The organism is Vibrio galatheae (assembly GCF_000967545.1).
Classification (GTDB): domain Bacteria; phylum Pseudomonadota; class Gammaproteobacteria; order Enterobacterales; family Vibrionaceae; genus Vibrio; species Vibrio galatheae.
In genome coordinates this window covers 177,463-200,636 of sequence record NZ_JXXV01000018.1, presented here as the reverse complement: position 1 = coordinate 200,636, position 23,174 = coordinate 177,463, and the positions used below count along the sequence as shown (strand labels likewise).

Genomic DNA, 23,174 nt, shown 5'->3' with positions numbered 1-23,174 from the left:
TCGTTTAATGTATGAATTAAAGACGAAATACTCGTCTTTTTTGTAAACATCGATTTCGCATTATGCAACTGAATTTATTAGCTTTTTCATGGGCTAAAAAGTGTTCTATATCAGCAGCTATGAATGTTCGGAAAGTGTCTGGTAAACGATATGATAGGGACAATGGTGTTGTGCGAGGCAAAAACAGAAAACTATCATCTGTCATACAGGCTTCAACGAAGTGAAACACAACTGTCATATTTGAGTCCTAAAGTGGGCAGCGTTCAAGTGAAACACAACGGCAATAAAGCCACTTAAGGAAATTGTGATGAAAAAGACAGTAATCGGTGCAATCGCACTTCTAGGCGCAATGGCAGTGACTTCAGTTTCTGCTAAAGAAACTATCTCTGCAGTGGGCTCTAGCAGCGTTACTCCACTGATGGAAGTTTTCTCTGAAACATACATGAAGTCAAACTCTAACGTATTTATCGAAGTTCAAGGACCAGGTTCTTCAGCTGGTGTTAAAGCAGCGAAGAATGGTTCAGCGGATCTTGGTATGTCTTCTCGCAACTTGAAAGCATCTGAAAAAGAGCCTTCATTGAAAGAAGAAGTGATTGCACGTGATGGTATCGCAGTCGTTGTTAACCCAAAAAACAAGCTTTCTGGTCTAACTGGTGAGCAAGTAACGGCTATCTACAAAGGCGAAATCACAAACTGGAAAGACGTTGGTGGCGCAGACAAACCAATCGTTGCTATCACTCGTGATACAGCTTCTGGTACTCGTGGCGCATTCGAAGACATCATGAGCCTTAAAAAGAAAGTATCTGGTAAGAAAGTTTCTGCAATTTCTCAACGTGCTCAAGTTGCTAACGGTAACGGTGCGCTAAAAACTATGGTTGCGTCAAACCCTTACGCTATCGGCTACATTTCTCTAGGTACAGTTGACAGCTCAGTTAACGCGCTAGCAATCGATGGTACAGCCGCTTCTGTAGACAACGTTAAGAACGGTTCTTACAAAGTTGCTCGTCCTTTCCTTGTACTTTACAAAGAAGGTAAGCCTTCAGCTGAAACTAAGAAATTCCTAGACTGGATGCTAACACCTGAAGCTCAAGCGCTAGTTGACCAAAAAGGTTACATCTCAGTTAACTAATTAAGTTATACCCCATTAATTTGCTCAGCCCACCTTTTCGGGCTGAGCGTTTTCTATCCAATTCGATTCTGCTTTGCAGCTCGAACTGTGAGAACTTCGTATGACCATCGCAAATAGTGAAAAGCTTATGAATACTGAAGCGACTAAACTAAATAAGTCAGGTCTACGTGCCCAGAAGCGCGTGGATTGGAAAGAACGCATTTTCCATGGACTGTTTCTAACCAGTGCGGTTATCGGTATTGTCTCCCTAGCGGTTATCGCCTACTTCATTGTTAAAGAGAGTATTCCTGCATTCCAAGAAGCGGGTGTATCTGGCATAGTTCTAGGCCAGGACTGGTTACCACCAGCATTGTACGGTGTTGCAACTATGATTGTTGCATCGATTGTCTCTACGCTTGGTGCTGTAGTTGTGGGTGTGCCAATTGGTGTTCTTACCGCGATTTTCATTGCTGAAATTGCACCAAAGCGAGTGGCCGATATTATTCGCCCTGCGGTTGAATTACTTGCTGGTATCCCTTCGGTAGTTTACGGTTTTTTTGGCTTAGTTATCATCGTTCCACTGATTCAAAACATCTTCGATGTGCCTGCGGGTAACACCATCTTGGCAGGTATTATTGTGCTAGGTGTTATGATTCTGCCAACCGTTATTACGGTTTCTGAAACTTCGATTCGCGCAGTACCAAGAACCTACAAAGAAGGCTCACTGGCGCTCGGCGCTTCAAAAATCTTTACCATCTTCAAGCTCCTCGTTCCTGCAGCACGCAGCGGTATTATGACAGGTGTCATTCTGGGTATTGGTCGCGCACTTGGTGAAACAATGGCCATCATTATGGTGATGGGTAACGCACCAGCGATGCCGGAGGGTATTCTAGATTCTGCTCGTACGCTAACGGCTAACATTGCGATTGAAATGTCTTACGCGAGCGGTGTCCATGCCAATGCACTGTACGCAACGGGTGTTGTGCTGCTGGTGTTTATTATGTCTCTTAATGCGGTGTTGTTGTACCTTAACCGCGAAAAGGCGAGGTAATGATTATGTCTCAAGTTACTCATTCAAAGCTTTCGACCATGAACAAAGATAAACTTAAGAAATCCCGCCAGCTAAAAGACAATGTGCTTAATGGATTTGTATGGGCGGCAGCAGCCTTAACGGTTGGCTTCTTGTTCTGGATCATCTGGTACATCTTGTCGAATGGTCTTCAGCATGTCGATTGGAATTTCATTTCCGATGATTACACTCGTACGGGTGAAGAACACGGTATCTTCCCGATGATTGTTTCGACCATTTATATGGTTATCGCATCCATTGCTGTGGCGGCACCAATGGGCATCATGACCGCAATTTACTTAACTGAATATGCGAAAGTCGGCAGTCGATTAGTCAAGATTATCCGCTTTTGTACCGAGTCTTTGGCGGGTATTCCTTCGATCATCTTTGGTCTTTTTGGTATGACGTTCTTCGTTGCGATTTTGGGCTTAGGGTTTTCGATCTTATCGGGTGCATTGACACTGAGTATCTTAATCCTGCCAGTCATCATTCGTACAACAGAAGAAGCATTAATGGCTGTACCACAAACTTATCGTGAAGGCTCTTATGGTCTCGGTGCTTCTAAAATTTACACCATCTGGCGTTTGATTTTACCAAGTGCAATGCCAGGTATCTTAACTTCGGTCATTCTGAGTATTGGTCGTGTAATTGGTGAATCTGCCCCGGTTTTCTTAACGGCGGGTATGGTGGCACGTATTCCGGATTCATTACTCGATTCTGGTCGTACGTTGACTGTTCACCTCTACAAATTGACTACTGAGCTGTTCACTATTGAAGAGTGGAACCAAGCTTACGGTACAGCGACAGTACTTATCGTGGTCGTACTGCTTATCAACACAGTGACAAAATTGATTGCACGACGTTTCAATACAGCGACTTATTAACAAGCGCTGAGATTTAAAAGATTGATACAGACAGAATTGACGAATTAAGAGAACAAAACATGAACAAGTTTAATATTGAAAATCTAGACCTATTTTACGGCGAGAACCAAGCACTTAAGTCCATTAACCTGCCAGTACCAGAGCGTCAAGTGACGGCTTTGATTGGCCCATCTGGTTGTGGTAAATCGACGTTACTTCGCTGTTTGAACCGTATGAATGATTTGATTGAAGGTGTGAAGATCACCGGCCGATTAGAAATGGATGGTGACAACATCTACGGTAATGTGGATGTCGCCGATCTGCGCATCAAAGTAGGGATGGTATTCCAGAAGCCAAATCCATTCCCAATGAGCATTTACGAGAACGTGGCATACGGTTTGCGCGCTCAAGGCATCAAAGATAAGAAACATTTAGATGAAGTCGTCGAACGTTCACTACGTGGCGCGGCACTTTGGGATGAAGTGAAAGACCGTTTGAAATCTCATGCATTCGGTTTGTCTGGTGGTCAGCAACAGCGTTTGTGTATCGCTCGCACCATCGCGATGGAGCCGGATGTGATTTTGATGGACGAACCAACATCAGCGCTTGACCCAATCGCAACTCACAAGATTGAAGAACTAATGGAAGATCTGAAGAAGAACTACACCATTGTTATCGTGACTCACTCAATGCAACAAGCGCGTCGTATTTCCGACCGCACCGCTTTCTTCCTAATGGGAGAGCTAGTAGAGCACAACGATACTCAGGTGATCTTTAGTGAACCAAAAGACGATAGAACTCGCGGTTACGTAAACGGCGATTTTGGCTAATACACTTTACTGGCACTTAGATAATAACTATAAGCGATGGTACTTTGCCCCTCTTTATGAGGGGCTTTTTTCGTTTAGAGGCTTATTTATCAAGTGGTTCTCTTAGCTTAAGATTCAACAGTAATCTCGCAATGTTTATTGATAGAGAATACTGTCTGAGTCTTAGAGTCGTTAAGAATGACTCGTATAGGGAATTGCTGGGTGTCCAATGAAGTGCTAACTCGAGAATTAGGTGAGAGAGAGCTACGAATAGAGTTTGGACCTTGAAGCTGGATTGAACTGCCGCTAGGTGTATTGCTATTAGCGACAAAGGTGAGCTGAGTCACTTTACTCGAAAAGCGACAAGTCAGTGTCACGAAATTATCTAGGACGTGAGTAATGGAAGCTGCCATTGTATAACTCGGGATCGATAAAGCGATGCCTAGGAGCATCGCTTTGGTAGGTAAACAACGAATCACTGACTAATACTGGTTGATAGTAACTGTGTTACCAACAGCATTTGAACCAGTGACCAAAGCCACGTCTTGAGCTGTTTGCATAATGCTGATTGAGTTGAAGCTAGATGCTGTCATATCGACCGTGGCTAGAGAGTCGTAGCTAGTTTGGTCAATATCAACTTCGTTACCATTACTGTAGTATCCAAGTTTAACAGTAGCCGTGTTGCTTTCATCCTGATCGATGGAGATGTCGTTACCATTACTTCCCCAATAAACTTCAACAGTTGCAGTATTGTCTTCACCTTGGGTAACGTCTACGTCATTAAAGCCACTTCCTCCAGACAAACTCACTGTTGCGGTATTGTCTTCGCTTTGAGTAACGTCTACGTCATTAAAGCCACTTCCGTTTGAGATGTTTACTGTCGCAGTATTGTCTTCACTTTGAGTAACGTCTACATCGTTAAAGCTGCTTCCGTTCGATATACTTACAGTTGAGCTGTTTCCATCCTCATTTTGAGTGATATAAATCTCATTTCTACTTGAGTAATTTGAGACGTCAACATCAGAGGTGTTTTTGTTAAAAAAGCTACCATCAGTCTGTGTGATTTGAATAATATTACCATTTGATCGATTCATGACATCGACATCTGAGTCACCACGTTTACCGTTTTGCGTCGTTGTAATCGAGTTCCATCTACTACCGCTTACATCAACTGTAGAATCATTGTATCGGCCATCTTGATCGATAGTTACCGTGTTTTCAAAGGTGTTAGTCATGTTGACTTGTGCATCATTACCGTCATCCCATGGGAAAGGGTTGCTAGAGACTTGGGTAATCGTCACCGTATCTCCTACAGCGCCCTGAAGATCCACGGTTGCATCATTTTCTGCGTATACAGCGGTTGATGCGAGAATTGCTGAGATTGTAATAGCTAACTTTTTCATGAATAGTTCCTTTTTGTCCATTTATTATGGTCTTATCCTTTACGCTGTGCGTCATTGCTCAACGTAAATACTGCGATTCATAGAGTTTCTGATGAATATGAAATCATTCCCACTCTGTTCAATTCCGTAACTTGCGTTACTTTTATCTAATACAATGGCGACGTTGTTATCATTGGCTTGAGAAATACTGATTTCACTTCCTTCATTGCCTAAGCAAAAGCGCCCGCTGCATTGATTTAGATAAGCTAAATTGTTATTTCCATCTTGACTGATATAGCCGGTATGATACCGACCTGTTTGCTCAAGAACGGCGATGTTGTTTTCTCCAGACTGTTCAACCAATGCGGTATTACTTGAACCAATTTGGGTTACAATCGCGGTGCTTGAGTGAGCTCCGTCTTGAATTACCTTAGCTTTATTTGTGCCGTTTCCCTTTCTCACCTGACCAATAGCAACGTGTGAATTGGAGGTACTAGTTAGGGTGACTTCTGCATAATTTCCCGGAGAAAGAACCAAATCTTCGAGCAATCCAAGCTCATCAGAACCTTGAAACTCGCCAAAGATATTAGACATTTCATCCACATCTAATTGGGAACCACTATATGCACTCGCCGTGGTTAATATAGATAAGACAACAAAACCATTACGTATAAATTTAAGATTTTGCACCTTAGCCTCCGTTAATTAAGTATTGACGAAAATCGTCAAACCCTTAACTCGACACTAATTATGGTTTTACCAGAATTAAACACAATGAACTTAAATTTGAAATTTGCTGATGATACTTCTCTTTGGTATTAGGCTTAGTAAATGGGAAAGTAAACTTAAGTTTAATTTTTCGTTTTTTTGACGGGTAAAAAAGTTTATTTGCCTCATAACTTTATGATTTAACTATTTTTTATAAAGTGTTTGAACTGAGGTAAATAATGGGTTTGAGTTGATTTGGATCATTGTTTGATGTCAAAGTCTCATTTTTAAGACATCTGGTATTGAGGTTGAGGTTTACTGTTATACTTAGTTTTGTTGAGTTAAGTTATATATGGCCTTGTGAGAATTTTATATTGTTGGGTGTTTATGGTTGATGTTAATTCCGTCAAAATAATCGTATCTTTGCTGTTGTTTTTCTTAATTTTTCCCTTTTTCGTATTGGCCGAGGAACTCGGATCTGATAATGACGAAAACAACAAACTAGCGGTACAAGAGCAGCAGTTTACAGCAGAGGTACAAGGCTTAATTGTGGACCGGACCATGACAAGGTTAGGTGATGATTTTTATTTCTTCTTTTCCCAGTATATGAATGACCGACATGGCTCATTAGAAGAGAATTTGGTGGTGAAAGAGCGCCCAACCGCTTTGTCAGGCAGCATTATAAGCGTTCTACATCGCGATAAAGTTTTCTATCGCACGGCATTGTCTCCTGGACGAAAAAGCGCTCAGGATAAAGCAAAAGAAGCTTTATCTGCTGCTACAAATTACCTTTTAAGGTGGAAGGCTCAGCGTGAATATCAAGATACGTTTGATCTAGATCGTGATGAGTTTTAAGGAAATAACTATGAAACGGAAATTACTTCAGCGATGTGCAGCTGCGGTTTGCTTTTTTGCAGGCACGTCTATCGCGTCAGAGCTGGTTTATACCCCAGTGAATCCGAGCTTTGGTGGCAATGCGCTTAACAGTTCCCACTTGTTCAACGTTGCTAACGCAATTAATCACTACAAAGCACCGAGTGATGAATTTGGCTTTGAAGAAGAATCAGCGTTAGACAGGCTTGCCAATAGTTTAGAGTCGAGATTGATCAGTCAGTTGCTTGCTGATGTGGGTAACGGTAATACAGGTCAGTTGGAGACGGATGATTTCTTCCTCAATATTGTCGATGACGGTGGTACTTTGATTGTACAAATCGTTGACAAAATTTCAGGTGAGTCAACAGAGATTAAAGTCGCGGGCTTAAACCCAGATTGATCAGCTAGATAGTTTTGGAGAATCCCATGCGATTTCTTACTCTTGTGTTGTTTTGTGGTGTTTTATCAGGTTGTGCAACATCGATGAATGTACCAGATGTGGACGAGGCGCCAACTTTGATGCCCCGTGGTGCGACCTACAAAGATTTGATCAATCTACCAGAGCCTAAAGGCAAAATACTGGTATCAGTTTATGATTTTCGTGACCAAACGGGTCAATATAAGCCACAGCCAAACAGTAATTTCTCAACCGCAGTTCCTCAAGGGGGGACGGCTTTGCTGACAGCCTCATTACTTGATTCTAAATGGTTCATTCCACTGGAGAGAGAAGGTCTGCAAAACTTGCTAACGGAACGAAAAATTATACGTGCGGCGCAAAAAAAGGGCGAAGGTGTAGCTAATCACGGCGATGACTTGACCGCGCTTAGTTCTGCCAACGTTATGATCGAAGGGGGAATTGTTGCCTATGACTCCAACATCAAAACTGGCGGTATGGGTGCACGATATTTAGGTATCGGTGGCTCAGGACAATATAGGGCAGATCAGGTAACAGTAAACCTACGCGCAGTCAATGTAAGAACGGGGCAAATACTCCTTAGTGTTACGACGAGCAAAACCATTTATTCACACGAGCTGAGTGCGGGTGCCTTTCGCTTTATCGATTACCAAGATTTGTTAGAAGTGGAGCTGGGTTATACCAATAATGAGCCTGTCAATGTAGCGGTTATGTCTGCAATCGATTCAGCTGTCATCCACATGATTGTTACTGGTATTGGTCGTGGGCTGTGGCAACCAGAGAGTCGTGAGGACTTAAATCACGAAGTACTTAAAAAGTATGCTCGACAGACCCATCAGATTTTATAGTTGATCTCTCGGAGTCGTCTTTTTTGGAGGTGTGTTTCCTGACATACATTTTGTTGTCGGCAATATTGATGAGTTCATTGAGATCATTGGAATCATCAGGGAAGCAAGCACTGCCAACACTGGTACGTACTTGGATTGCATTTCCGTCGGTAACAATCACTGTTGCGTGCATCCGCTGGTGGAACTCATTGGTAATAAGTGCAATTTCATCTTTGTTGAATGTATCGCTGAGTATCGCAAATTCGTCTCCCCCGATACGGTAGCAGTTTGCCCCTAGGCTGTTGATTTTCTCGGCAAATGCTTTCAAGACATGGTCGCCAGCTTGGTGGCCGTATTGATCGTTTACTTGTTTAAAACCGTCTAGGTCCAGAATAAATAGGCGAAATGGCTGATGACGAGAGATCTTATTTCTTAAGTCGTTAAACAGCGCGAGTCGATTTGGAATTTGCGTCAGTGAGTCTGTTAGGGATTGTTCTCTGTGGTATTCCGATTCCTTATGCAAAATATAGGCGGCGAACAAGACGCCAAAAATCAGTAACAGCAACGTTAACAGTTGCATGTTGAACAGTTCCCTCGCCTGATCCATCTGATGTTGGTACAGCGAACTGCTTACTCTGAAGTTGGTGTTGACGTAGTCAATGATCTCTAAGTACAAGGCTTCAAATTGTTGTGCTATATCGATATTGTGTTCTGGGATAGCAATTAATTCTAAATTTGGTTCCAGCGCCTTAAATCGTTCAAACAAAGGGAAAAAGACCGACTTTGCTCCGGGAAGGGTAAGGAAATTACTCGATTCTTGATTGGCGATGAGTAGGTCAAAGCGACTCCAGGTCAATTCGTACTTGAGTAGTGCACTTTGCTGGTAAGAGTTGCTGTAGGGAGCGAGTGCGAGCGAAGATTGAAATTCGGCGTACTCTTTGGTCAATTGGAATAAGTACCAAGTAGCCTGACTTTGTTGCGAGTTTAACGACTTTGCATAGCTGCGGGTCTCAGAGAGGAAGTAGAGGTTGGCAATAATCAGCACACCACTTACAAAGAGCAGTAAGTACTTTGCCCTTCTAAGTAATGGTGGGAGTGGGTTGTTGTTTTTCTTATTTTGCATTTGCCTTTCTATGCACCAGTATTTCGTCTATTTGCCATACCATTTGAGAGTGAAACGCTGCGTTATTGATTTCTGGGTTCCTGTCTAAGTTAAAGACTAGCCAATACGGCCCTTTATTTCGAATCTTCATGTTTTTGTCGTTCATTTGATAGGCAATGATCGGTTCATACTTCACTATATCTGCTATCTGAGAGCTTGCTGCATAGTCATTGAGTGCTACAAATGATACAGAAAGAGCATCGTTAATTTTTAGGTGGCGTAAGAGATCAGTGACTTTAAATCCTGTAAATTTGTTTTTGTCTGGGTACCAAGGCAGATGTGTGGAAAAAGAAGTGGGCGAAAATTGAGTCGCGATATCATTGTCGGAGAATACGGCTGCTTGTTGGTTATCTACGCGGATAACAAGCTGAGAAGCTTGTGTCTGTAGACATATGAGCAATGACACAAGAACGAGTGACCATCTCATAAACACCCCCACATTTTGGTTTATTATGTAATGTGTCAGTAATTATAAGATGAGATTAGGGTAAAAGGAATTCCTATTACAAAAACAAATGATTGTCTATGGTCACTTTGTTGTAGCAAGAATGAAAAAGCCCCCGAAGGGGCTTAGCATTATTGATTAGAAAATCATATGGGCTACACCAGCAATCACAGGCAAGGTGATGAGTGTACGTAGGATGAAAATCGCGAATAGCTCGAAAATATTAACCGGAATACGGCTCCCCAGCAGTAAAGCACCAACTTCAGACATGTAGATCAATTGGGTAACAGACATGGCTGCAATCACAAAGCGCGTCATTTCGTTATCAATTGAAGCGGCCAAAATAGCCGGAATAAACATATCAGCAAAACCAACAACGATAGTCTCTGATGCGGCTACTGCTTCTGGTACACCTAGCAGCTCTAAAAATGGAATGAAGGGTTGACCAAGAAGGCTAAACACAGAAGTGTACTCCGCAACCACCAACGCAATCGTGCCTAAACCCATCACCACAGGTAGAACGCCAAAGACCATATCTACGGCATTTCTCACGCCTTCGCCGAACACACCTTTTACCGACTTGACTTGAGATGCTTTGTTCAGCGCCAAGTTCATACCCCATGAAAAAGTTGTATGGCCTTGTGGGATAGCATCGGCATCTTCGTCTGGCTTTGAACCGTCGATGAAAGTGTTCTTTTTATAGCTAAGTGGAGGCAAGCGCGGGATGATAATAGCGGCAATGATGCCAGCTAAACAAATTGCACCGTAAAAAGGGAGAAATAGGTGCTCTAGCTCAACTTGCGCAATGACCACTAGACTGAAAGTGATAGAAACCGCTGAAAAGGTAGTTCCGACTACAGCCGCTTCACGTTGTGTGTAGAACTTATCTTCGTATTGCTTACTGGTCAGCAAGATACCGACAGAACCGTCGCCCAACCAAGATGCGATACAGTCGATCGCACTTCTTCCTGGGAGGTTAAACACTGGGCGCATTACTTTGCTGAGAAGTGTGCCAAATAGCTCTAGCAGACCAAAATTAAGCAGTAGTGGTAGCAATAGACCCGCAAAAATAAACACGGAAAATAGTGTTGGCAGCAGACCTTCAAGTACCAATCCGCCAGTGTTTTCTTGCCAAATCTCATTAGGGCCAACTTTAAAGAAGGTCATAATAACTGCGGCACCACCGATCAATCGTACCGCTAGCCAAATTGGACTTGGATTGAACAACCCGTTTAAAAAGTCATTGTTGGCGATAAATGCGGGCGTCTTGATTCGACACAATAGCGAAGTAATCGCCATAAAAGCGATAATCGCAGTGACAATAGCGACTAGGTGATCACCAAAAATGGCTTGAATCGACTTAGCCAATACGGCTACTGGAATTGTGATATCACCTTGATAGCTGATCGGAGCCATAAAAACGAATAGGCCGATCAATGAAGGGATAAAGAACATCCAAAAGTTATTTCTACTTTTAGGTTGTTCAATAGTGTTAGCGCTGTTTTGCATATGTTTCTCGAATTACAACTAGTTAAATACTTTAGCCACTGCCTGTGGCATATATATTCACTAAACATCCATATATTATCAAATTAGCGCAAGATTAATGGCTTTTACGCATCCTTGCAATACTATTCAATATATATTGCTAAATATTCATTATAAAACGTTGAATATTTATCATTTAGTGGTTAAATGTGTCGATAATGTTAAATTGTTTGTTGGTCTGTTTCAAGTGTGAGAAGCACATTATTTATGTGTGTGATGATTTGCAATAAACCGCCAATAGGTAATTGCGAGTACAAACGCGAGGCATGCAGGGACGATCAGCGCTGTAATCGCGATGGTTACATAGAGCTTTGCGCCCAAAATGCCGCCTAATAAAAATCCACAAAAAATGAACATAAATAGCTTTGCTTTACGGTAGTCAAAACTCTCGCCACGCAGCTTGGCGCCAATCATTAAACCAAGGTCGGTGATGATCCCCGTCATGTGTGTTGTGCGAACAATAGCGCCGCTAAAGGTGGTAATCATGGCGTTTTGCAAACCACAGGCGGCAGATGCAAGGTATTGACCAGATTGATGGTTTTGCTCTAATAGCCAATATGCGTTAAACAGTAATAGTCCTTCTACGCACAGTGCGATGCCATAGCGACGGCCGAATCTCAGTGCGGTACTTTCGATAAATACCCCGCTTAACACGGAACCGAATAAAAAGCTGATTAAGATAAGGAATAGGTGGCCCGTTTGTGGATCAAACGCCTCTATTGAAGTTCCAATCAGCGTTACCGTGCCTGAAATGTGTGATACGGCTTGATGCTGAAAGCCAAGTAACCCAATAGCGTTTACTGTGCCAGCAAGTAAAGCGAGCAGAAAAGCGCCATATTCTACCCAGCGAGGAAGTTTAGTGATCAAATTTGGCTCCTTACTTAAGGGCGCAATTATAGAGGGAAGTGAAGTATATCGACAGGCGAAAGTCGCAAAGAAATTTGATCGGCCGCAACTAAAAGATTAAAGGTAGTGTTCCATCTGGCAATCAAACTTGACCCAACCATGGATACGCTCTTCATAGACAGAAAAGCTAGGCGTCGGTAAATCTTGCTGATTGAAAACACCGATGGGGATGACCCGGTATTCTGGTGCGGCTTGTAGTTTGAGCATCATGGTTGTACTGCATCTCGGACAAAAAGAGTAAGTGACCTCATTACCAGAATCACCAATGCGAGTATATTCCACCAGATCGCCGCTAAACGATACCTGCTCCTTATAAAAACGTGCTTGAACACCAAACACGCTCCCAGTTCGTTTTTGACACTCAAAACAGTGGCAAACAGCAGTGCGCAAAGGTTCTCCGCGACAGACAAGGTTAACTTGACCACAACTGCAATCGGCCATTCTAATTTTCTGTTGCTGTTCCATTTTAACTCCTAATCTTACCCTGATAACATGGCAACGAATTGAATGAATCTGGTAATAAGACCTAAACAAAGATGAAAAAACGCATACTGCCTATCCCGCTTATCCTTTTGATTCCCATCGTATTGCTAATTATAGTCACTGCAGCAGGTGTCTACCGTTTTAGCCTAACTGATGATGAGATTTTAGCCAAGTTTCCAACTCAAGCGGCGAAAAGTGACGCTGTTATGCAAAAGGTTTTTGGGATTAGAACGGTCAACCCGTGGACAGTTAAAGTACCTGAGAGCCAAGCCTTTACTTTTATCGATGACATTGAGCAATTCCCCTTGCTTAAAGGACACTATGAGGATGGCGCGCAGCGCGGCATCATTGTTATCGATAGCCGAAGAATTATTGAAATAGATTCTAAAACTTTTGTCTCGACGCTGGCGTTGTCTAATCAAGGAAGTGGGACTTTTTATTATCTCGTTGTCTCAATCTATGATGAGTTTAGGCAGAGAATGGTCACGACCGATTCCGTCTTTCTTGGCGACAGAATTAGCGTTGAACGGCTGTCATTTGAGGAGGGAGTCGTCACGGTCAAACTCTTGGAACGTGATGTACATCAATCGATGTCTGAAGAACCTTCACAATTAACCACTATACTTTTCAAGGTAACTGAGCAAGATAGCTTAGAAAAGCAATAGTTAACCGTATGTGAAACAGTATTGAGTATGTGTGATGGATTGCTTATTATTTGACCTAACAAGTTATGAGATGGAATTTTAACGTCGTTAATGGAGTAAACTATGATCAATAAACGTTTTTTTAAAACGAAAGATGAAGTCGAAGTTACCTTTGAACTTGCAGCAGAGGAAGTAGGTCAATCCGTCGCTATCGTTGCAGACTTTTTAAATTGGCAACCAGCCGAAATGAAAAAAGTGGCAAAATCAAAAACATACAAATTCAAAACTCGCTTACCCAAAGATAGCCAATTTGAGTTTAGATATTTAGTCGATCAGGATAAGTGGCTGAACGACCCTGAAGCCGATCAATATCAACCGAACGGCTTTGGTGAAGACAATAGTCTGGTGTCAACTTACCAGTAAAGGAAATCACTTTAGTCGTAAATTCTAATTGAGATCAATAAAGGCGCTTTTTGCGCCTTTTTTCGTTTAAACCTGACAATTCGAAGGTGACAAGTTCTAGATAAATTCGTAATCTTAGGCCTTTGTTTAATTCAGGTCATAGGTCAAATTGTGCTAACTAGAAGTTTGAAGACTCGCTTCCAACGGCTGTCTAGAGCTAAAAGAATGATGGTTGTAAGCCTGCCCGTACTGGTCGCTATCGCCATAGCGAGTGCGCCTAACAATGACAAATACCACCGCACTATTGATCTTGCGTTACCAGAGTCCACGCTTGTAAATGACTTTTTTTTCGATGGTGGCATTGCAAATGATGTCCCTGATTATGAATATGAAATTCGTACGGGTGACAACTTAAGCTCTATCTTTGAACAACTGGGTTTTGGCTATAGTGAGCTAATGAAGATCATGGAAACCGATCTCAACTATCTCGCGTTAGATACCCTTAAGCCCGGCAATACGCTAAGGTTTTGGCGTAACGAAGAAAGCGGCCATTTGGGTAAAATGGAACTTGAGTTTAGCCTAGTTGAGCGAGCGGTCTACAGCCGTCTTGATGATGGCAGTTACGAATTCACTGACGTTAAGATCCCGGGGACTTGGAAACCTTTTCCGATGATTGGTGAAATCAACGGGAGTTTCTCACAGTCTGGCAATGCGCTTGGTTTAGGTAAAAGTGAAATTGAGCAAGTCGTCAGCCTACTCAAGGACAAGATTAACTTTGCGCGAGATTTACGCGCCGGTGATAAGTTTGAAGTGGTGCAATCTCGTCAGTTTGTTGGAGAGAGGCTAACGGGCAACAGCGAAATCCAAGCGATTAAAATCTACAATCGTGGTCGTGTACTGTCTGCTTACTTACATAGTGATGGTCAATACTACGACTACAATGGTGAGAGCCTACAACGCGCGTTTCAGCGTAAGCCTGTCAACGGTGGATATCGACTCAGTTCGAATTTCAACCCGACACGCAAGCACCCAGTAACGGGAAGAGTATCTCCGCACAACGGGACAGACTGGGCGACGCCAACAGGAACGCCAATCGTCTCTACTGGCGATGGTGTGGTTATCATGACGCGCAAACACCCGTATGCGGGCAATTATGTTGTTGTCCAGCACGGCAGTCGCTATAAGACCCGTTACCTTCACCTTAGCAAAATTTTGGTGCGCAAAGGGCAAAAGGTCTCTCGTGGACAGCGTATCGGTTTATCGGGTGCAACAGGCCGTGTGACTGGTCCGCATATTCATTACGAGTTAATTGATCGTGGAAGACCTGTCAATGCGATGAAAGCGAACATCCCGATGGCAAGTTCAGTGCCGAAGAAACAGCTGGCATCGTTCCGTACCCATCGTGATGAGATGGACAAGATGCTCAAACAAAGAGAGTTAGAGATTGCCAGCCAGTCACATAACGATGTGACTAGCTAAATGCATTGCTAACAAACAAAAAGGCTTCCAACAAACTGGAAGCCTTTTTTAATCGTTATCAACTGTTAGCGGTTCACTTTGCCCAATTGTAACCAAGTATCGATCACTGTATCTGGGTTAAGGGATACCGAGCTGATCCCTTGTTCCATCAACCATTCGGCAAGATCCTCGTGATCAGATGGGCCTTGACCACAGATACCAACATATTTACCCGCTTTGGTTGCAGCATCGATTGCCATTTTCAGCATCGCCTTGACAGCTGGGTTACGTTCGTCAAAAAGATGAGCGACGTCACCTGAATCTCGGTCAAGTCCGAGGGTCAACTGTGTCATGTCGTTGGAACCAATAGAGAAACCGTCAAAATACTTCAAAAATTCATCGGCAAGAATCGCATTAGATGGCAGTTCACACATCATTATGACTTTCAAACCCTGATCGCCACGGCGTAGGTCGAATTTGGCTAATAGGTCAATGACCGAAGCGGCTTCGCTTGGTGTACGCACAAATGGAATCATAATCTCGACGTTTTTGAGTCCCATCTGATTACGCACCCGACGAATGGCTTGAGTTTCCAGTTCAAAACAATCCTCAAAGACGGGAGAGATATAACGCGACGCACCGCGGAAACCAAGCATTGGGTTTTCCTCATGCGGTTCATACTCTTTACCGCCGACAAGATTGCTATATTCGTTCGACTTAAAGTCAGACATACGGACGATCACACGTTTTGGCCAGAAAGCGGCAGCAATGGTCGCAATGCCTTCGGTCAACTTGCTGACGTAGAAATCGATAGGGTCTTTGTAGCCTCGAATACGCTGGCTGATTTCTGCTTTGAGCTCTTCACTCTGCGCATCAAAATTCAGTAGTGCTTTCGGGTGAATACCAATCATCTTGTTGATGATGAATTCAAGGCGGGCGAGGCCAACCCCTTCATTAGGTAATTGGGCAAAATCAAACGCGCGATCTGGGTTACCGACGTTCATCATTACCTTTGTTGGCAGCATTGGTAGTTCGTCGACAGCAGAGCGTTTAACCTCGAAATCGAGTTCTCCTTGATAAACGTACCCCGTTTCCCCTTCAGCACAAGAAACGGTCACTGTCGCGCCATCTTTAAGATCACTGGTTGCGTGTCCACAACCGACGATAGCAGGAATACCTAATTCGCGTGCAATGATCGCTGCGTGGCAAGTACGGCCGCCTCGGTTGGTGACAATAGCGGATGCCTTTTTCATCACTGGTTCCCAGTCTGGGTCTGTCATGTCAGTGACCAACACATCCCCATCTTGAACCAAAGACATTTGATCCAGAGAATCAACTAGGCGAACCGTTCCTGAGCCGATGCGTTGACCAATCGCACGACCTTCAATTAATACTTCAGCCTTGTTGTTTAGTTCGTAGCGTTCGATAACGTTTTGTTCATTTTGCGAACATACCGTTTCTGGTCGAGCCTGAACGATATACAGTTTGCCATCGATGCCATCTTTCGCCCATTCAATATCCATAGGACGCTGATAATGTTTCTCAATAATCATCGCTTGTTTGGCAAGCTCTTTGATCTCTTCCTCGGTCAGCGAGAAGGTTTGACGCTCTTGCGCATCGGTATCAATGATGTCGACTTGTTTACCAATCTCTTGATTGGTTGAGTAGATCATCTTGATAAGTTTTGAACCAAAGGTTTTTTTAACAATTGGATGCTCTCCGGCTTCAAGTAGCGGCTTGTGAACGTAGAACTCGTCAGGGTTGACCGCACCTTGTACCACCATCTCACCAAGTCCCCAAGATGAGGTGATGAAGACGACTTGGTCAAAACCCGATTCAGTGTCGAGAGTGAACATGACACCTGAAGACGCTTTGTCTGAGCGAACCATACGTTGGATACCCGCTGAAAGCGAGATACCACGATGATCAAATCCTTGGTGAACACGGTAAGAGATGGCTCGGTCATTGAACAAAGATGCATACACATGCTTGGTCGCTTCAAGAACAGCATCAATTCCTTTGACGTTAAGGAAAGTTTCTTGTTGACCAGCAAATGAGGCGTCGGGTAAGTCTTCTGCAGTCGCTGATGAGCGAACGGCAACAGAAAGCTCTTGGTTGCCATCAATAAGCTGTTGGTAGTTTTCACGTATATCCTGCTCTAAATCAGCAGGGAAGGGGGCTTCTAAAACCCATTGACGGATGGTAGCACCTGTCTTGCGCAGAGCGTCTACATCATCAATGTCCAGTTCATCTAGCAATTGGTGGATGCGATCGTCCAGTCCTTCGTAATCTAAGAACTGGTTAAATGCATAAGAAGTTGTCGCAAAACCGTTGGGTACAGAGACACCAGCATTAGCGAGGTTTGAAACCATTTCACCAAGCGAGGCATTTTTACCGCCGACTTTGTCGACATCTTCCATCGATAGGCCATCGAACCAGAGGGTGTTTTTTTGCATGTCTTTCTCCAGAAACATTGCAGCGTAGGGATTTAAGGCAAACGATTACGTAAAAGCTGAAAAAAATTCGCAGGGAATTTTTAAAGCTGTGGGGGCCGTAACAGCAAGCCGGGTTTTATTATCGATATTATGGCTACTATCCTACTCAAAAGAATTTGAAAGTTTAAAATAAAATGCAAACTGATATGCAAAGTCGTGATGTATTCTATGTTTCTGACGGTACTGCCATTACATGTGAGACATTGGGTCATGTCGTTTTGGGTCAATTCCCGTTTAAAGCCAACGAAAAAACCTTCCCTTTTGTTGAAAGTGCAGACAAATTAACTGATTTATTAAAAGAAATCGAAGCTTCATACTTACGCAATGGGGTCAAACCATTGGTTTTCTTTTCGATGGTGATTCCTGAGTTGCGCCAACAATTGCTAGCGTCGCATTCCTATAGCTACGATGTGCTTGAGAGCATAGTGCAAAAAGTGCAAGACGATATTCAAATGCAGCCTAAGCCGAAATTGCATCGTTCGCGTAGCGTCAGCCGCGATTCAGACAAATACTTTGATCGTATTGCTGCCATTGAGTACACCTTAGCCCATGATGATGGTATTACCTTAAAAGGACTTGAGGATGCCGATATTATTTTATTGGGTGTCTCGCGCAGCGGTAAAACGCCTACCAGTCTTTATATGGCGATGCAGTTTGGCCTGAGAGTCGTCAATTACCCCTTCATCGAAGACGACCTAGCGAGAATGAGACTACTGCCTGAGTTCGAGATCCATCGCCACAAACTGTTTGGTTTAACCATCAACCCTGAACGATTGACTGAAATTCGTGAAAATAGATTGGCAGGCAGTGAATATGCAAGTAATGAGCAGTGCCTGCACGAACTGCAAACCGTCGAAGCGCTGTTTCGACGTGAGGCGATTCCCTACATCAACACTTCGTCTTTGTCGGTCGAAGAGATTTCAACGCGTGTGTTAGAAAGAACCGGCTTACGTCGTCGACTACTGTGAGTCCTTATTAGCGGTTCTGTCTAAACGAAATTGCCTGTCTAACAGTGTTTTTAGTTGCTCTCGCTCAGGCAAGTGCCGTGATATGAGCATGTAAAACTTATGTGGTTCCATATTTGGAACCGCTTTGTACACGAGAGGAGGGGTAATATGTTCGATTCCCCACTTTCGTCGTGTCCCTTCTAGTATCTCTTCCCAACTTAAATAGACGTCACACTCACCCGTTTTGAGCTTTTCGGTGATCTCCCTGATTGAGTTACCAACGCTTTCAATACCGTCAATATTAAAGTCGTGATAGTTATAGCTGTGTTGTCCGCAAACACGATACGCAGAAAGCTCTTGGCTAGTCGAGATGGTTAAACCTTGTGGAAACAGTTGTGAAGAATAGATATAGAGCGGTGTGATTGTGTAATACCATTCGGTGTAGAGGTAATCTTTTTCGCGTTCAGGGCTGTAGGAGGCACTGACCACCAAATCGTATTCATCGTGCTTTGCTCCCCGTAAACACCGTGACCAAGATGTTAATACCAAATCGTATTTGACCCCATGCCTAGCGAGCGCGCGGTCTAAAATCTCAACATCATAGCCATGTATCTCTTCATTTTGCACATAGATATAGGGAGGCCAATCAATTGCATCACCACAAATTCGCAGATGGGGGAGATTATTGTGCGGAGCAGCATGCAGCCCAAAGCCAGCCAATAGGATAAGAGCAAGAACAAGAGGGCCAGTTTTCCAAACCATTGTATGACTCCTTTCAAGTACAATGACTTGAGTATAGCCAAGGTTAACTGACCCTTCTAACTGGTTTAAGCCGCTGGATAAATAAGAGGGAACCCTAATGTTGGATGCGCAGCTACGATAGATTCATAGCCATAGACATGTTTGATGAGTTCGGGTTTTAGCGCTTTCCAAGGTGTAGCGTCACAAACGAGTTTTCCATTGTGGAGCATCACCACGCGATCTGAGTATTGAGCCGCCAGATTCAAATCATGCAGCACTATGATGACTGCTGTGTTGTGTTCGTCGGCGAGATGACGGGCGATTTTTAAACTGTTGTGCTGGTGGGCGAGATCTAAGGCTGATGTCGGCTCATCCAGCATAAGGATCTTTTTGTTTTTTGCTTGGTCAAGTTGTACCAGCACGCGTGCGAAGTGAAGGCGCTGTTTCTCTCCGCCTGATAGTGAAGGGTAAAGGCGCTCACGCAAATGAGCCACATCGGTCATTTGCATATATTTGTCTGCCAACTGCTGAGCGACTTTGTTGGGGACATTTAAGGGAATGGCACCGAGCTGGACGACTTCGTGGGCCAAAAAGGGAAAGCTTAAGGTGCTGTGTTGTGGCAGCATAGCGATATGTTTAGCCAGTTCACTCGGCTTCCACTCGTCGAGAGGTGAATCAAAGTAGCGGATGTCGCAGCGAGAGGCTATTTCACCACTTAGCAGCTTGAGTAGCGTACTTTTTCCAGCGCCATTTGGCCCCAATAGAGTGGTGACCTCACCAGCACGAATATCAAGGTTAATGTCATCCAATATTTTGCGCGACCCAAACGTCATGGAAATATGTTTACCTGATAAAACCACATTACTCATCAGATGATTTTTCCTTTTTGTTGGAAGAGTAGGTAAATGAAAAATGGCGCGCCAATCAAGGCCGTAACAATGCCGACAGGAAGCTCTGCAGGCGCAGCGGCAATACGTGAAAACATATCAGCGAAGGTCAGAAGCAATGCACCCATGACGGCAGAAATAGGCAGCAGAGTTCGATGATCCGGCCCCGATAGCATTCGACCTAAATGCGGAATCACTAAGCCAATAAAGCCAATCATGCCTGAGACACTGACCGTGACTCCCACACCAACGGCTGTTAATAGTATCAACTGACGTTTAAGCTTTTGTACTGGGATACCAAGGTGGCTAGCTTCAGCTTCGCCCAAGAGCAACGCGTTCAATGACATCGCTTTGCGATTAAAGATGAGCATCAACACCATGAGGGTAAAGGCGCACAGCGTTATGCTCATCCAATTGGCCGCCGCTAACGAACCCATTGACCATAGAGATAAGTCGCGCAGCATCTGATCGTCGGCGATGAAATTCATATAGCCAATTCCTGCACCTGACAGCGCGCTTATTGCTACGCCAGCCAATAGCATGATTGTCACCGATGTGCCCATTTTACTGGTACCGAGTTTGTAGACCAGCACCGTTGTCAGCGCCCCGCCGAGAAAAGCGAACAATGGCAGTGCCGCTAAGTTCATAAATTGGGGGAACTGTTCACTCAGATCGGCGAATAGGACAATGGCTAGTGCTGCGCCTAATGCCGCACCGGCTGAAACCCCAATAATTCCCGGCTCAGCTAGCGGGTTGCGAAACAACCCTTGCATTACCGTGCCACACACAGCCAGTATCGCGCCCACAAGCATGCACAAGACTGTGCGTGGGAAACGGATCTCATGAATAACTAAATTGACGTGAGGGGCGAGCTGATCCGATTGCAACAACAAGCTCTGTACACTGTCTGAAAAACTGATATCCATTGGTCCAACGGTGACTGAGCTGATTGCCGTCACCACCAAAGCGGCAGCAAAAAGAATCAATAGCGTAGGGAGTGGAAATTTGCGTAATAGCATGGCTGTATTCGTTATTTTAAAAGTTGACTTAGACGCTCGGCTTCTTGCAGGCTTTTTAGACCCAGTCCACCCACCAGTGCGTGACCATCAATGGCAATAAATTGTTTATTTTGACCCGCTGGCGTTGCGGCGAGCATCGGCATTTTGTTGAGTATTTGTTCTGCACCACCCAGTTTTCTATAGCTACGACCACTGACTAAAATTATGTCTGGCTGCATTTCGACCATAGCTTCGGCTGAAAGTGGCTTATAGGCACTGAGCTGCTTGGCAGCAGGATTGATTCCCCCTGCTAATTCGATGATGGCATTGGGCGTAGTGTCGCTTCCCGCTACGTTGGCTGGTCTACCTTCATGAATGAGTAGGAACATCACTTTTTTCGCTGAATTATGCTGCGCCTTGTTGTGCGCTAAACTGGCGAGCTGTTGCTTGACTTGCTGTTTGAGCTCTTCAGCTTGCTGGCTAGCGTTGGTGAGTGTTGCGATCTCGTCAATTCGCTCTAGCAAACCTTGCGGTGTAGGCTTAGTGTTGACGATATTGACCTCGATATCAGCACTACGGAGTTGGCTGAGTGCTGTTTCTGGCCCCATTTCATCCGAGCCAATCAAGCGGTTGGGTGCAAGGGCCAGTAAACCTTCAGCAGATAAGCGTCGGTGATAGCCTATTTTGGGTAGGGTCATTGTGTCAGGCAGTTGACTCGTGACGTCGACGGCAACCAGCTTATCTTGCTGGTTAAGTGCTATCAGTAACTCGGTGACTGCACTGCCAGCACTTACTATTCGTTCCTCAGCGTATGAGGTCATGGCAAGCAAAGAGAAGGCTAACGTGGTCATAGTTTTGACTAATGGTTTTTTGAACATATTGAACTCGATTATTTGGTTTCTTCCGTGAGCAGTTGTGTCGCTTGGATACCGTTTTGTTGTAAAAAGGCGAGCAGCTTAACTAAGTGTTGAACTTCGGCGTCTTTGTCTGCCCCTATCACGATAGGTTTGTTATTGGTTTTGTACTCTTCTAGCAATGCAAGGGTGAAGTTCTCCCAGTCGATGTATTGTTTCCCCTCAATTGCCCAGTGAGGTTCTTGCTTAAGGATGTTGACGGACAAAGATTGAGTGTCCACTTGGGACACCGTTGGTGAATCTGTGGTCGGTAAATCAACCTCAAGTGATTCGAGCTTGACTGCGGCTGTCAGCATTAGAAACACCATGACAATAAAAATAATGTCGAGCAAGGGCGTAAGATCTGGTGTTAGCCCGTATCGAACATCGTCGTTTTTCGCCTTGATCATGAGGCGTTCTCTAGCGACGAGTGCAAAGATGCTGTCGCGTGCTGAGTTAAGGATTCATCTGGGGATACGTGCTGCAGGCTGATCCCTTCTAACCATAAGTTGACGTAGTTCAGCGTATGTTCGAGCTTGGCTACTACTTTATCTGCCCATAAACCTAAAAGTTGCGCGCCCGCGATTGCAGGTAATGCGATCAGTAGCCCTGCCGCCGTCGTTCGCATGGCCAAACCAAGTCCATCCGCGAGATCATTCGGAGTAATATTTCCGCTTGATGCGGCGACACCTTTGAACATCTCTATTAAGCCGAGTACGGTGCCAAGTAGCCCGATTAAAGGGCTGAGTACGCCAATCAGGGTCAGCAACCTAAGCCCCGAGTTCAGTTGGTGACGTTTTTCCTGGAGCCACATCCCCGCCGCATCTTCACGTAGCGACTTGGCGAATGAGTGATGAGCGAGCAACATTGCGACGCCCTTGTATAACAGTGGACGGCGCGGTGACAGCTTTAACGCCAACGATTCAATCTGTTGGCTGTCGGTTGGGGTGATTTTTTTAAGCTCCGCACGTATGGTGCGTTTTCCAACCCCTAGGCTGATCATTACTTGAAATAATCGCTCGGCAATAATCATTAATGTCAGCGCAGAGCAGATAATCAAAGGCCATGTCATCAGGCCTAATTGCTGTTGTATTTGCTGTAGTTGTTCCAT

Annotated in this window: 25 protein-coding genes; 11 read left to right on the top strand and 14 right to left on the bottom strand. The window is 44.2% G+C overall.

Annotation, left to right across the window (positions count from 1 at the left end):
- Positions 1-307: 307 nt before the first annotated feature.
- The 4 genes from TW81_RS11675 to pstB all read left to right on the top strand — a co-directional run bounded on the left by TW81_RS11675 (position 308) and on the right by pstB (position 3,870).
- On the top strand, positions 308-1,129 hold the full coding sequence (locus TW81_RS11675) for a phosphate ABC transporter substrate-binding protein (protein WP_045955885.1): 822 nt from the start codon (positions 308-310) through the stop codon (positions 1,127-1,129).
- Positions 1,130-1,229: 100 nt separating this feature from the next.
- The gene (pstC, locus tag TW81_RS11670; protein WP_045955884.1) at positions 1,230-2,159 is read left to right on the top strand and encodes a phosphate ABC transporter permease subunit PstC; all 930 of its coding nucleotides are present in this window, start codon (positions 1,230-1,232) and stop codon (positions 2,157-2,159) included.
- Between the two features lie 38 nt (positions 2,160-2,197).
- Positions 2,198-3,061 carry a phosphate ABC transporter permease PstA gene (pstA, locus tag TW81_RS11665; RefSeq protein WP_045956037.1) on the top strand — a complete coding sequence of 288 codons (864 nt, stop codon included), beginning with the start codon at positions 2,198-2,200 and terminating at the stop codon, positions 3,059-3,061.
- A 59-nt stretch (positions 3,062-3,120) separates the two neighbouring features.
- The gene (gene pstB, locus TW81_RS11660) at positions 3,121-3,870 is read left to right on the top strand and encodes a phosphate ABC transporter ATP-binding protein PstB (protein WP_045955883.1); all 750 of its coding nucleotides are present in this window, start codon (positions 3,121-3,123) and stop codon (positions 3,868-3,870) included.
- Between the two features lie 461 nt (positions 3,871-4,331).
- Here pstB and TW81_RS11655 read toward each other — a convergent pair whose 3' ends face one another.
- Positions 4,332-5,252, bottom strand: a complete 921-nt coding sequence (locus tag TW81_RS11655; RefSeq protein WP_045955882.1) for a hypothetical protein — start codon at positions 5,250-5,252, stop codon at positions 4,332-4,334.
- 51 nt (positions 5,253-5,303) lie between these two features.
- Positions 5,304-5,921, bottom strand: coding sequence for a hypothetical protein (locus TW81_RS11650; protein ID WP_045955881.1), 618 nt, complete (start codon positions 5,919-5,921; stop codon positions 5,304-5,306).
- 405 nt (positions 5,922-6,326) lie between these two features.
- Here TW81_RS11650 and TW81_RS11645 point away from each other — a divergent pair, with 405 nt between their 5' ends.
- The 3 genes from TW81_RS11645 to TW81_RS11635 are packed head-to-tail and all read left to right on the top strand — an operon-like array spanning position 6,327 to position 8,075.
- The gene (locus TW81_RS11645; protein ID WP_071209962.1) at positions 6,327-6,794 is read left to right on the top strand and encodes a curli production assembly/transport protein CsgE; all 468 of its coding nucleotides are present in this window, start codon (positions 6,327-6,329) and stop codon (positions 6,792-6,794) included.
- 10 nt (positions 6,795-6,804) lie between these two features.
- Positions 6,805-7,212, top strand: coding sequence for a curli assembly protein CsgF (locus TW81_RS11640; protein WP_084715870.1), 408 nt, complete (start codon positions 6,805-6,807; stop codon positions 7,210-7,212).
- 26 nt (positions 7,213-7,238) lie between these two features.
- Complete coding sequence (locus TW81_RS11635; protein ID WP_045955880.1) at positions 7,239-8,075, top strand: CsgG/HfaB family protein; 837 nt, start codon at positions 7,239-7,241, stop codon at positions 8,073-8,075.
- Here the strand turns inward: TW81_RS11635 and TW81_RS11630 are convergent.
- The 5 genes from TW81_RS11630 to TW81_RS11610 form a co-directional block, all read right to left on the bottom strand.
- Entirely contained in the window at positions 8,038-9,177 is a 1,140-nt protein-coding gene (locus tag TW81_RS11630) for a GGDEF domain-containing protein (protein WP_045955879.1), read from the bottom strand. The genes TW81_RS11635 and TW81_RS11630 overlap by 38 nt on opposite strands.
- A complete protein-coding gene (locus TW81_RS11625; protein WP_045955878.1) occupies positions 9,167-9,643 on the bottom strand; it encodes a putative pterin-binding protein in 477 nt (158 codons plus the stop codon). Before TW81_RS11625 ends, TW81_RS11630 begins: the two co-directional genes overlap by 11 nt.
- 156 nt (positions 9,644-9,799) lie before the next feature.
- The gene (locus tag TW81_RS11620) at positions 9,800-11,170 is read right to left on the bottom strand and encodes a YjiH family protein (RefSeq protein WP_045955877.1); all 1,371 of its coding nucleotides are present in this window, start codon (positions 11,168-11,170) and stop codon (positions 9,800-9,802) included.
- A 240-nt stretch (positions 11,171-11,410) separates the two neighbouring features.
- Positions 11,411-12,076: a YoaK family protein gene (locus tag TW81_RS11615; protein WP_045955876.1), complete on the bottom strand. Its 666-nt coding sequence runs from the start codon at positions 12,074-12,076 to the stop codon at positions 11,411-11,413.
- 96 nt (positions 12,077-12,172) lie between these two features.
- Positions 12,173-12,580 (bottom strand): GFA family protein, encoded by a 408-nt coding sequence (locus tag TW81_RS11610; RefSeq protein ID WP_045955875.1) that lies wholly within the window; start codon positions 12,578-12,580, stop codon positions 12,173-12,175.
- A 71-nt stretch (positions 12,581-12,651) separates the two neighbouring features.
- On the opposite strand from TW81_RS11610, the gene TW81_RS11605 reads away from it, so the two are divergent.
- From TW81_RS11605 to TW81_RS11595, 3 genes are all read left to right on the top strand, one after another.
- On the top strand, positions 12,652-13,263 hold the full coding sequence (locus tag TW81_RS11605) for a hypothetical protein (RefSeq protein ID WP_045955874.1): 612 nt from the start codon (positions 12,652-12,654) through the stop codon (positions 13,261-13,263).
- 102 nt (positions 13,264-13,365) lie between these two features.
- A complete protein-coding gene (locus tag TW81_RS11600) occupies positions 13,366-13,665 on the top strand; it encodes an isoamylase early set domain-containing protein (RefSeq protein WP_045955873.1) in 300 nt (99 codons plus the stop codon).
- 204 nt (positions 13,666-13,869) lie between these two features.
- Entirely contained in the window at positions 13,870-15,123 is a 1,254-nt protein-coding gene (locus tag TW81_RS11595; RefSeq protein ID WP_045955872.1) for a peptidoglycan DD-metalloendopeptidase family protein, read from the top strand.
- Positions 15,124-15,188: 65 nt separating this feature from the next.
- On the opposite strand, the gene ppsA is transcribed toward TW81_RS11595, so the two are convergent.
- Complete coding sequence (gene ppsA / locus TW81_RS11590; protein WP_045955871.1) at positions 15,189-17,558, bottom strand: phosphoenolpyruvate synthase; 2,370 nt, start codon at positions 17,556-17,558, stop codon at positions 15,189-15,191.
- Between the two features lie 173 nt (positions 17,559-17,731).
- On the opposite strand from ppsA, the gene ppsR reads away from it, so the two are divergent.
- Complete coding sequence (gene ppsR, locus TW81_RS11585) at positions 17,732-18,565, top strand: posphoenolpyruvate synthetase regulatory kinase/phosphorylase PpsR (protein ID WP_045955870.1); 834 nt, start codon at positions 17,732-17,734, stop codon at positions 18,563-18,565.
- Here ppsR and TW81_RS11580 read toward each other — a convergent pair.
- The 6 genes from TW81_RS11580 to TW81_RS11555 form a co-directional block, all read right to left on the bottom strand.
- On the bottom strand, positions 18,557-19,306 hold the full coding sequence (locus TW81_RS11580; RefSeq protein ID WP_045955869.1) for a substrate-binding periplasmic protein: 750 nt from the start codon (positions 19,304-19,306) through the stop codon (positions 18,557-18,559). The two genes, ppsR and TW81_RS11580, sit on opposite strands and share 9 nt — an antisense overlap.
- 65 nt (positions 19,307-19,371) lie before the next feature.
- The gene (locus tag TW81_RS11575) at positions 19,372-20,154 is read right to left on the bottom strand and encodes a heme ABC transporter ATP-binding protein (protein ID WP_045955868.1); all 783 of its coding nucleotides are present in this window, start codon (positions 20,152-20,154) and stop codon (positions 19,372-19,374) included.
- Positions 20,154-21,191: a FecCD family ABC transporter permease gene (locus TW81_RS11570; protein WP_045955867.1), complete on the bottom strand. Its 1,038-nt coding sequence runs from the start codon at positions 21,189-21,191 to the stop codon at positions 20,154-20,156. Before TW81_RS11570 ends, TW81_RS11575 begins: the two co-directional genes overlap by 1 nt.
- 11 nt (positions 21,192-21,202) lie before the next feature.
- Positions 21,203-22,048 (bottom strand): heme/hemin ABC transporter substrate-binding protein, encoded by an 846-nt coding sequence (locus TW81_RS11565; RefSeq protein ID WP_045955866.1) that lies wholly within the window; start codon positions 22,046-22,048, stop codon positions 21,203-21,205.
- Positions 22,049-22,059: 11 nt separating this feature from the next.
- Entirely contained in the window at positions 22,060-22,473 is a 414-nt protein-coding gene (locus tag TW81_RS11560; RefSeq protein ID WP_045955865.1) for an ExbD/TolR family protein, read from the bottom strand.
- Positions 22,470-23,174: a MotA/TolQ/ExbB proton channel family protein gene (locus TW81_RS11555; protein WP_045955864.1), complete on the bottom strand. Its 705-nt coding sequence runs from the start codon at positions 23,172-23,174 to the stop codon at positions 22,470-22,472. The genes TW81_RS11560 and TW81_RS11555 overlap by 4 nt, the downstream gene beginning before the upstream one ends.

Bases quoted from the DNA above. Each gene is read 5' to 3' on its own strand.
- TW81_RS11675 (WP_045955885.1), top strand. From the start codon at position 308: ATGAAAAAGACAGTAATCGGTGCAATCGCACTTCTAGGCGCAATGGCA.
- pstC (WP_045955884.1), top strand. From the start codon at position 1,230: ATGACCATCGCAAATAGTGAAAAGCTTATGAATACTGAAGCGACTAAA.
- pstA (WP_045956037.1), top strand. From the start codon at position 2,198: ATGAACAAAGATAAACTTAAGAAATCCCGCCAGCTAAAAGACAATGTG.
- pstB (WP_045955883.1), top strand. From the start codon at position 3,121: ATGAACAAGTTTAATATTGAAAATCTAGACCTATTTTACGGCGAGAAC.
- TW81_RS11655 (WP_045955882.1), bottom strand. From the start codon at position 5,252: ATGAAAAAGTTAGCTATTACAATCTCAGCAATTCTCGCATCAACCGCT.
- TW81_RS11645 (WP_071209962.1), top strand. From the start codon at position 6,327: ATGGTTGATGTTAATTCCGTCAAAATAATCGTATCTTTGCTGTTGTTT.
- TW81_RS11640 (WP_084715870.1), top strand. From the start codon at position 6,805: ATGAAACGGAAATTACTTCAGCGATGTGCAGCTGCGGTTTGCTTTTTT.
- TW81_RS11635 (WP_045955880.1), top strand. From the start codon at position 7,239: ATGCGATTTCTTACTCTTGTGTTGTTTTGTGGTGTTTTATCAGGTTGT.
- TW81_RS11630 (WP_045955879.1), bottom strand. From the start codon at position 9,177: ATGCAAAATAAGAAAAACAACAACCCACTCCCACCATTACTTAGAAGG.
- TW81_RS11625 (WP_045955878.1), bottom strand. From the start codon at position 9,643: ATGAGATGGTCACTCGTTCTTGTGTCATTGCTCATATGTCTACAGACA.
- TW81_RS11620 (WP_045955877.1), bottom strand. From the start codon at position 11,170: ATGCAAAACAGCGCTAACACTATTGAACAACCTAAAAGTAGAAATAAC.
- TW81_RS11610 (WP_045955875.1), bottom strand. From the start codon at position 12,580: ATGGAACAGCAACAGAAAATTAGAATGGCCGATTGCAGTTGTGGTCAA.
- TW81_RS11605 (WP_045955874.1), top strand. From the start codon at position 12,652: ATGAAAAAACGCATACTGCCTATCCCGCTTATCCTTTTGATTCCCATC.
- TW81_RS11600 (WP_045955873.1), top strand. From the start codon at position 13,366: ATGATCAATAAACGTTTTTTTAAAACGAAAGATGAAGTCGAAGTTACC.
- TW81_RS11595 (WP_045955872.1), top strand. From the start codon at position 13,870: ATGATGGTTGTAAGCCTGCCCGTACTGGTCGCTATCGCCATAGCGAGT.
- ppsA (WP_045955871.1), bottom strand. From the start codon at position 17,558: ATGCAAAAAAACACCCTCTGGTTCGATGGCCTATCGATGGAAGATGTC.
- ppsR (WP_045955870.1), top strand. From the start codon at position 17,732: ATGCAAACTGATATGCAAAGTCGTGATGTATTCTATGTTTCTGACGGT.
- TW81_RS11580 (WP_045955869.1), bottom strand. From the start codon at position 19,306: ATGGTTTGGAAAACTGGCCCTCTTGTTCTTGCTCTTATCCTATTGGCT.
- TW81_RS11575 (WP_045955868.1), bottom strand. From the start codon at position 20,154: ATGAGTAATGTGGTTTTATCAGGTAAACATATTTCCATGACGTTTGGG.
- TW81_RS11570 (WP_045955867.1), bottom strand. From the start codon at position 21,191: ATGCTATTACGCAAATTTCCACTCCCTACGCTATTGATTCTTTTTGCT.
- TW81_RS11565 (WP_045955866.1), bottom strand. From the start codon at position 22,048: ATGTTCAAAAAACCATTAGTCAAAACTATGACCACGTTAGCCTTCTCT.
- TW81_RS11560 (WP_045955865.1), bottom strand. From the start codon at position 22,473: ATGATCAAGGCGAAAAACGACGATGTTCGATACGGGCTAACACCAGAT.
- TW81_RS11555 (WP_045955864.1), bottom strand. From the start codon at position 23,174: ATGGAACAACTACAGCAAATACAACAGCAATTAGGCCTGATGACATGG.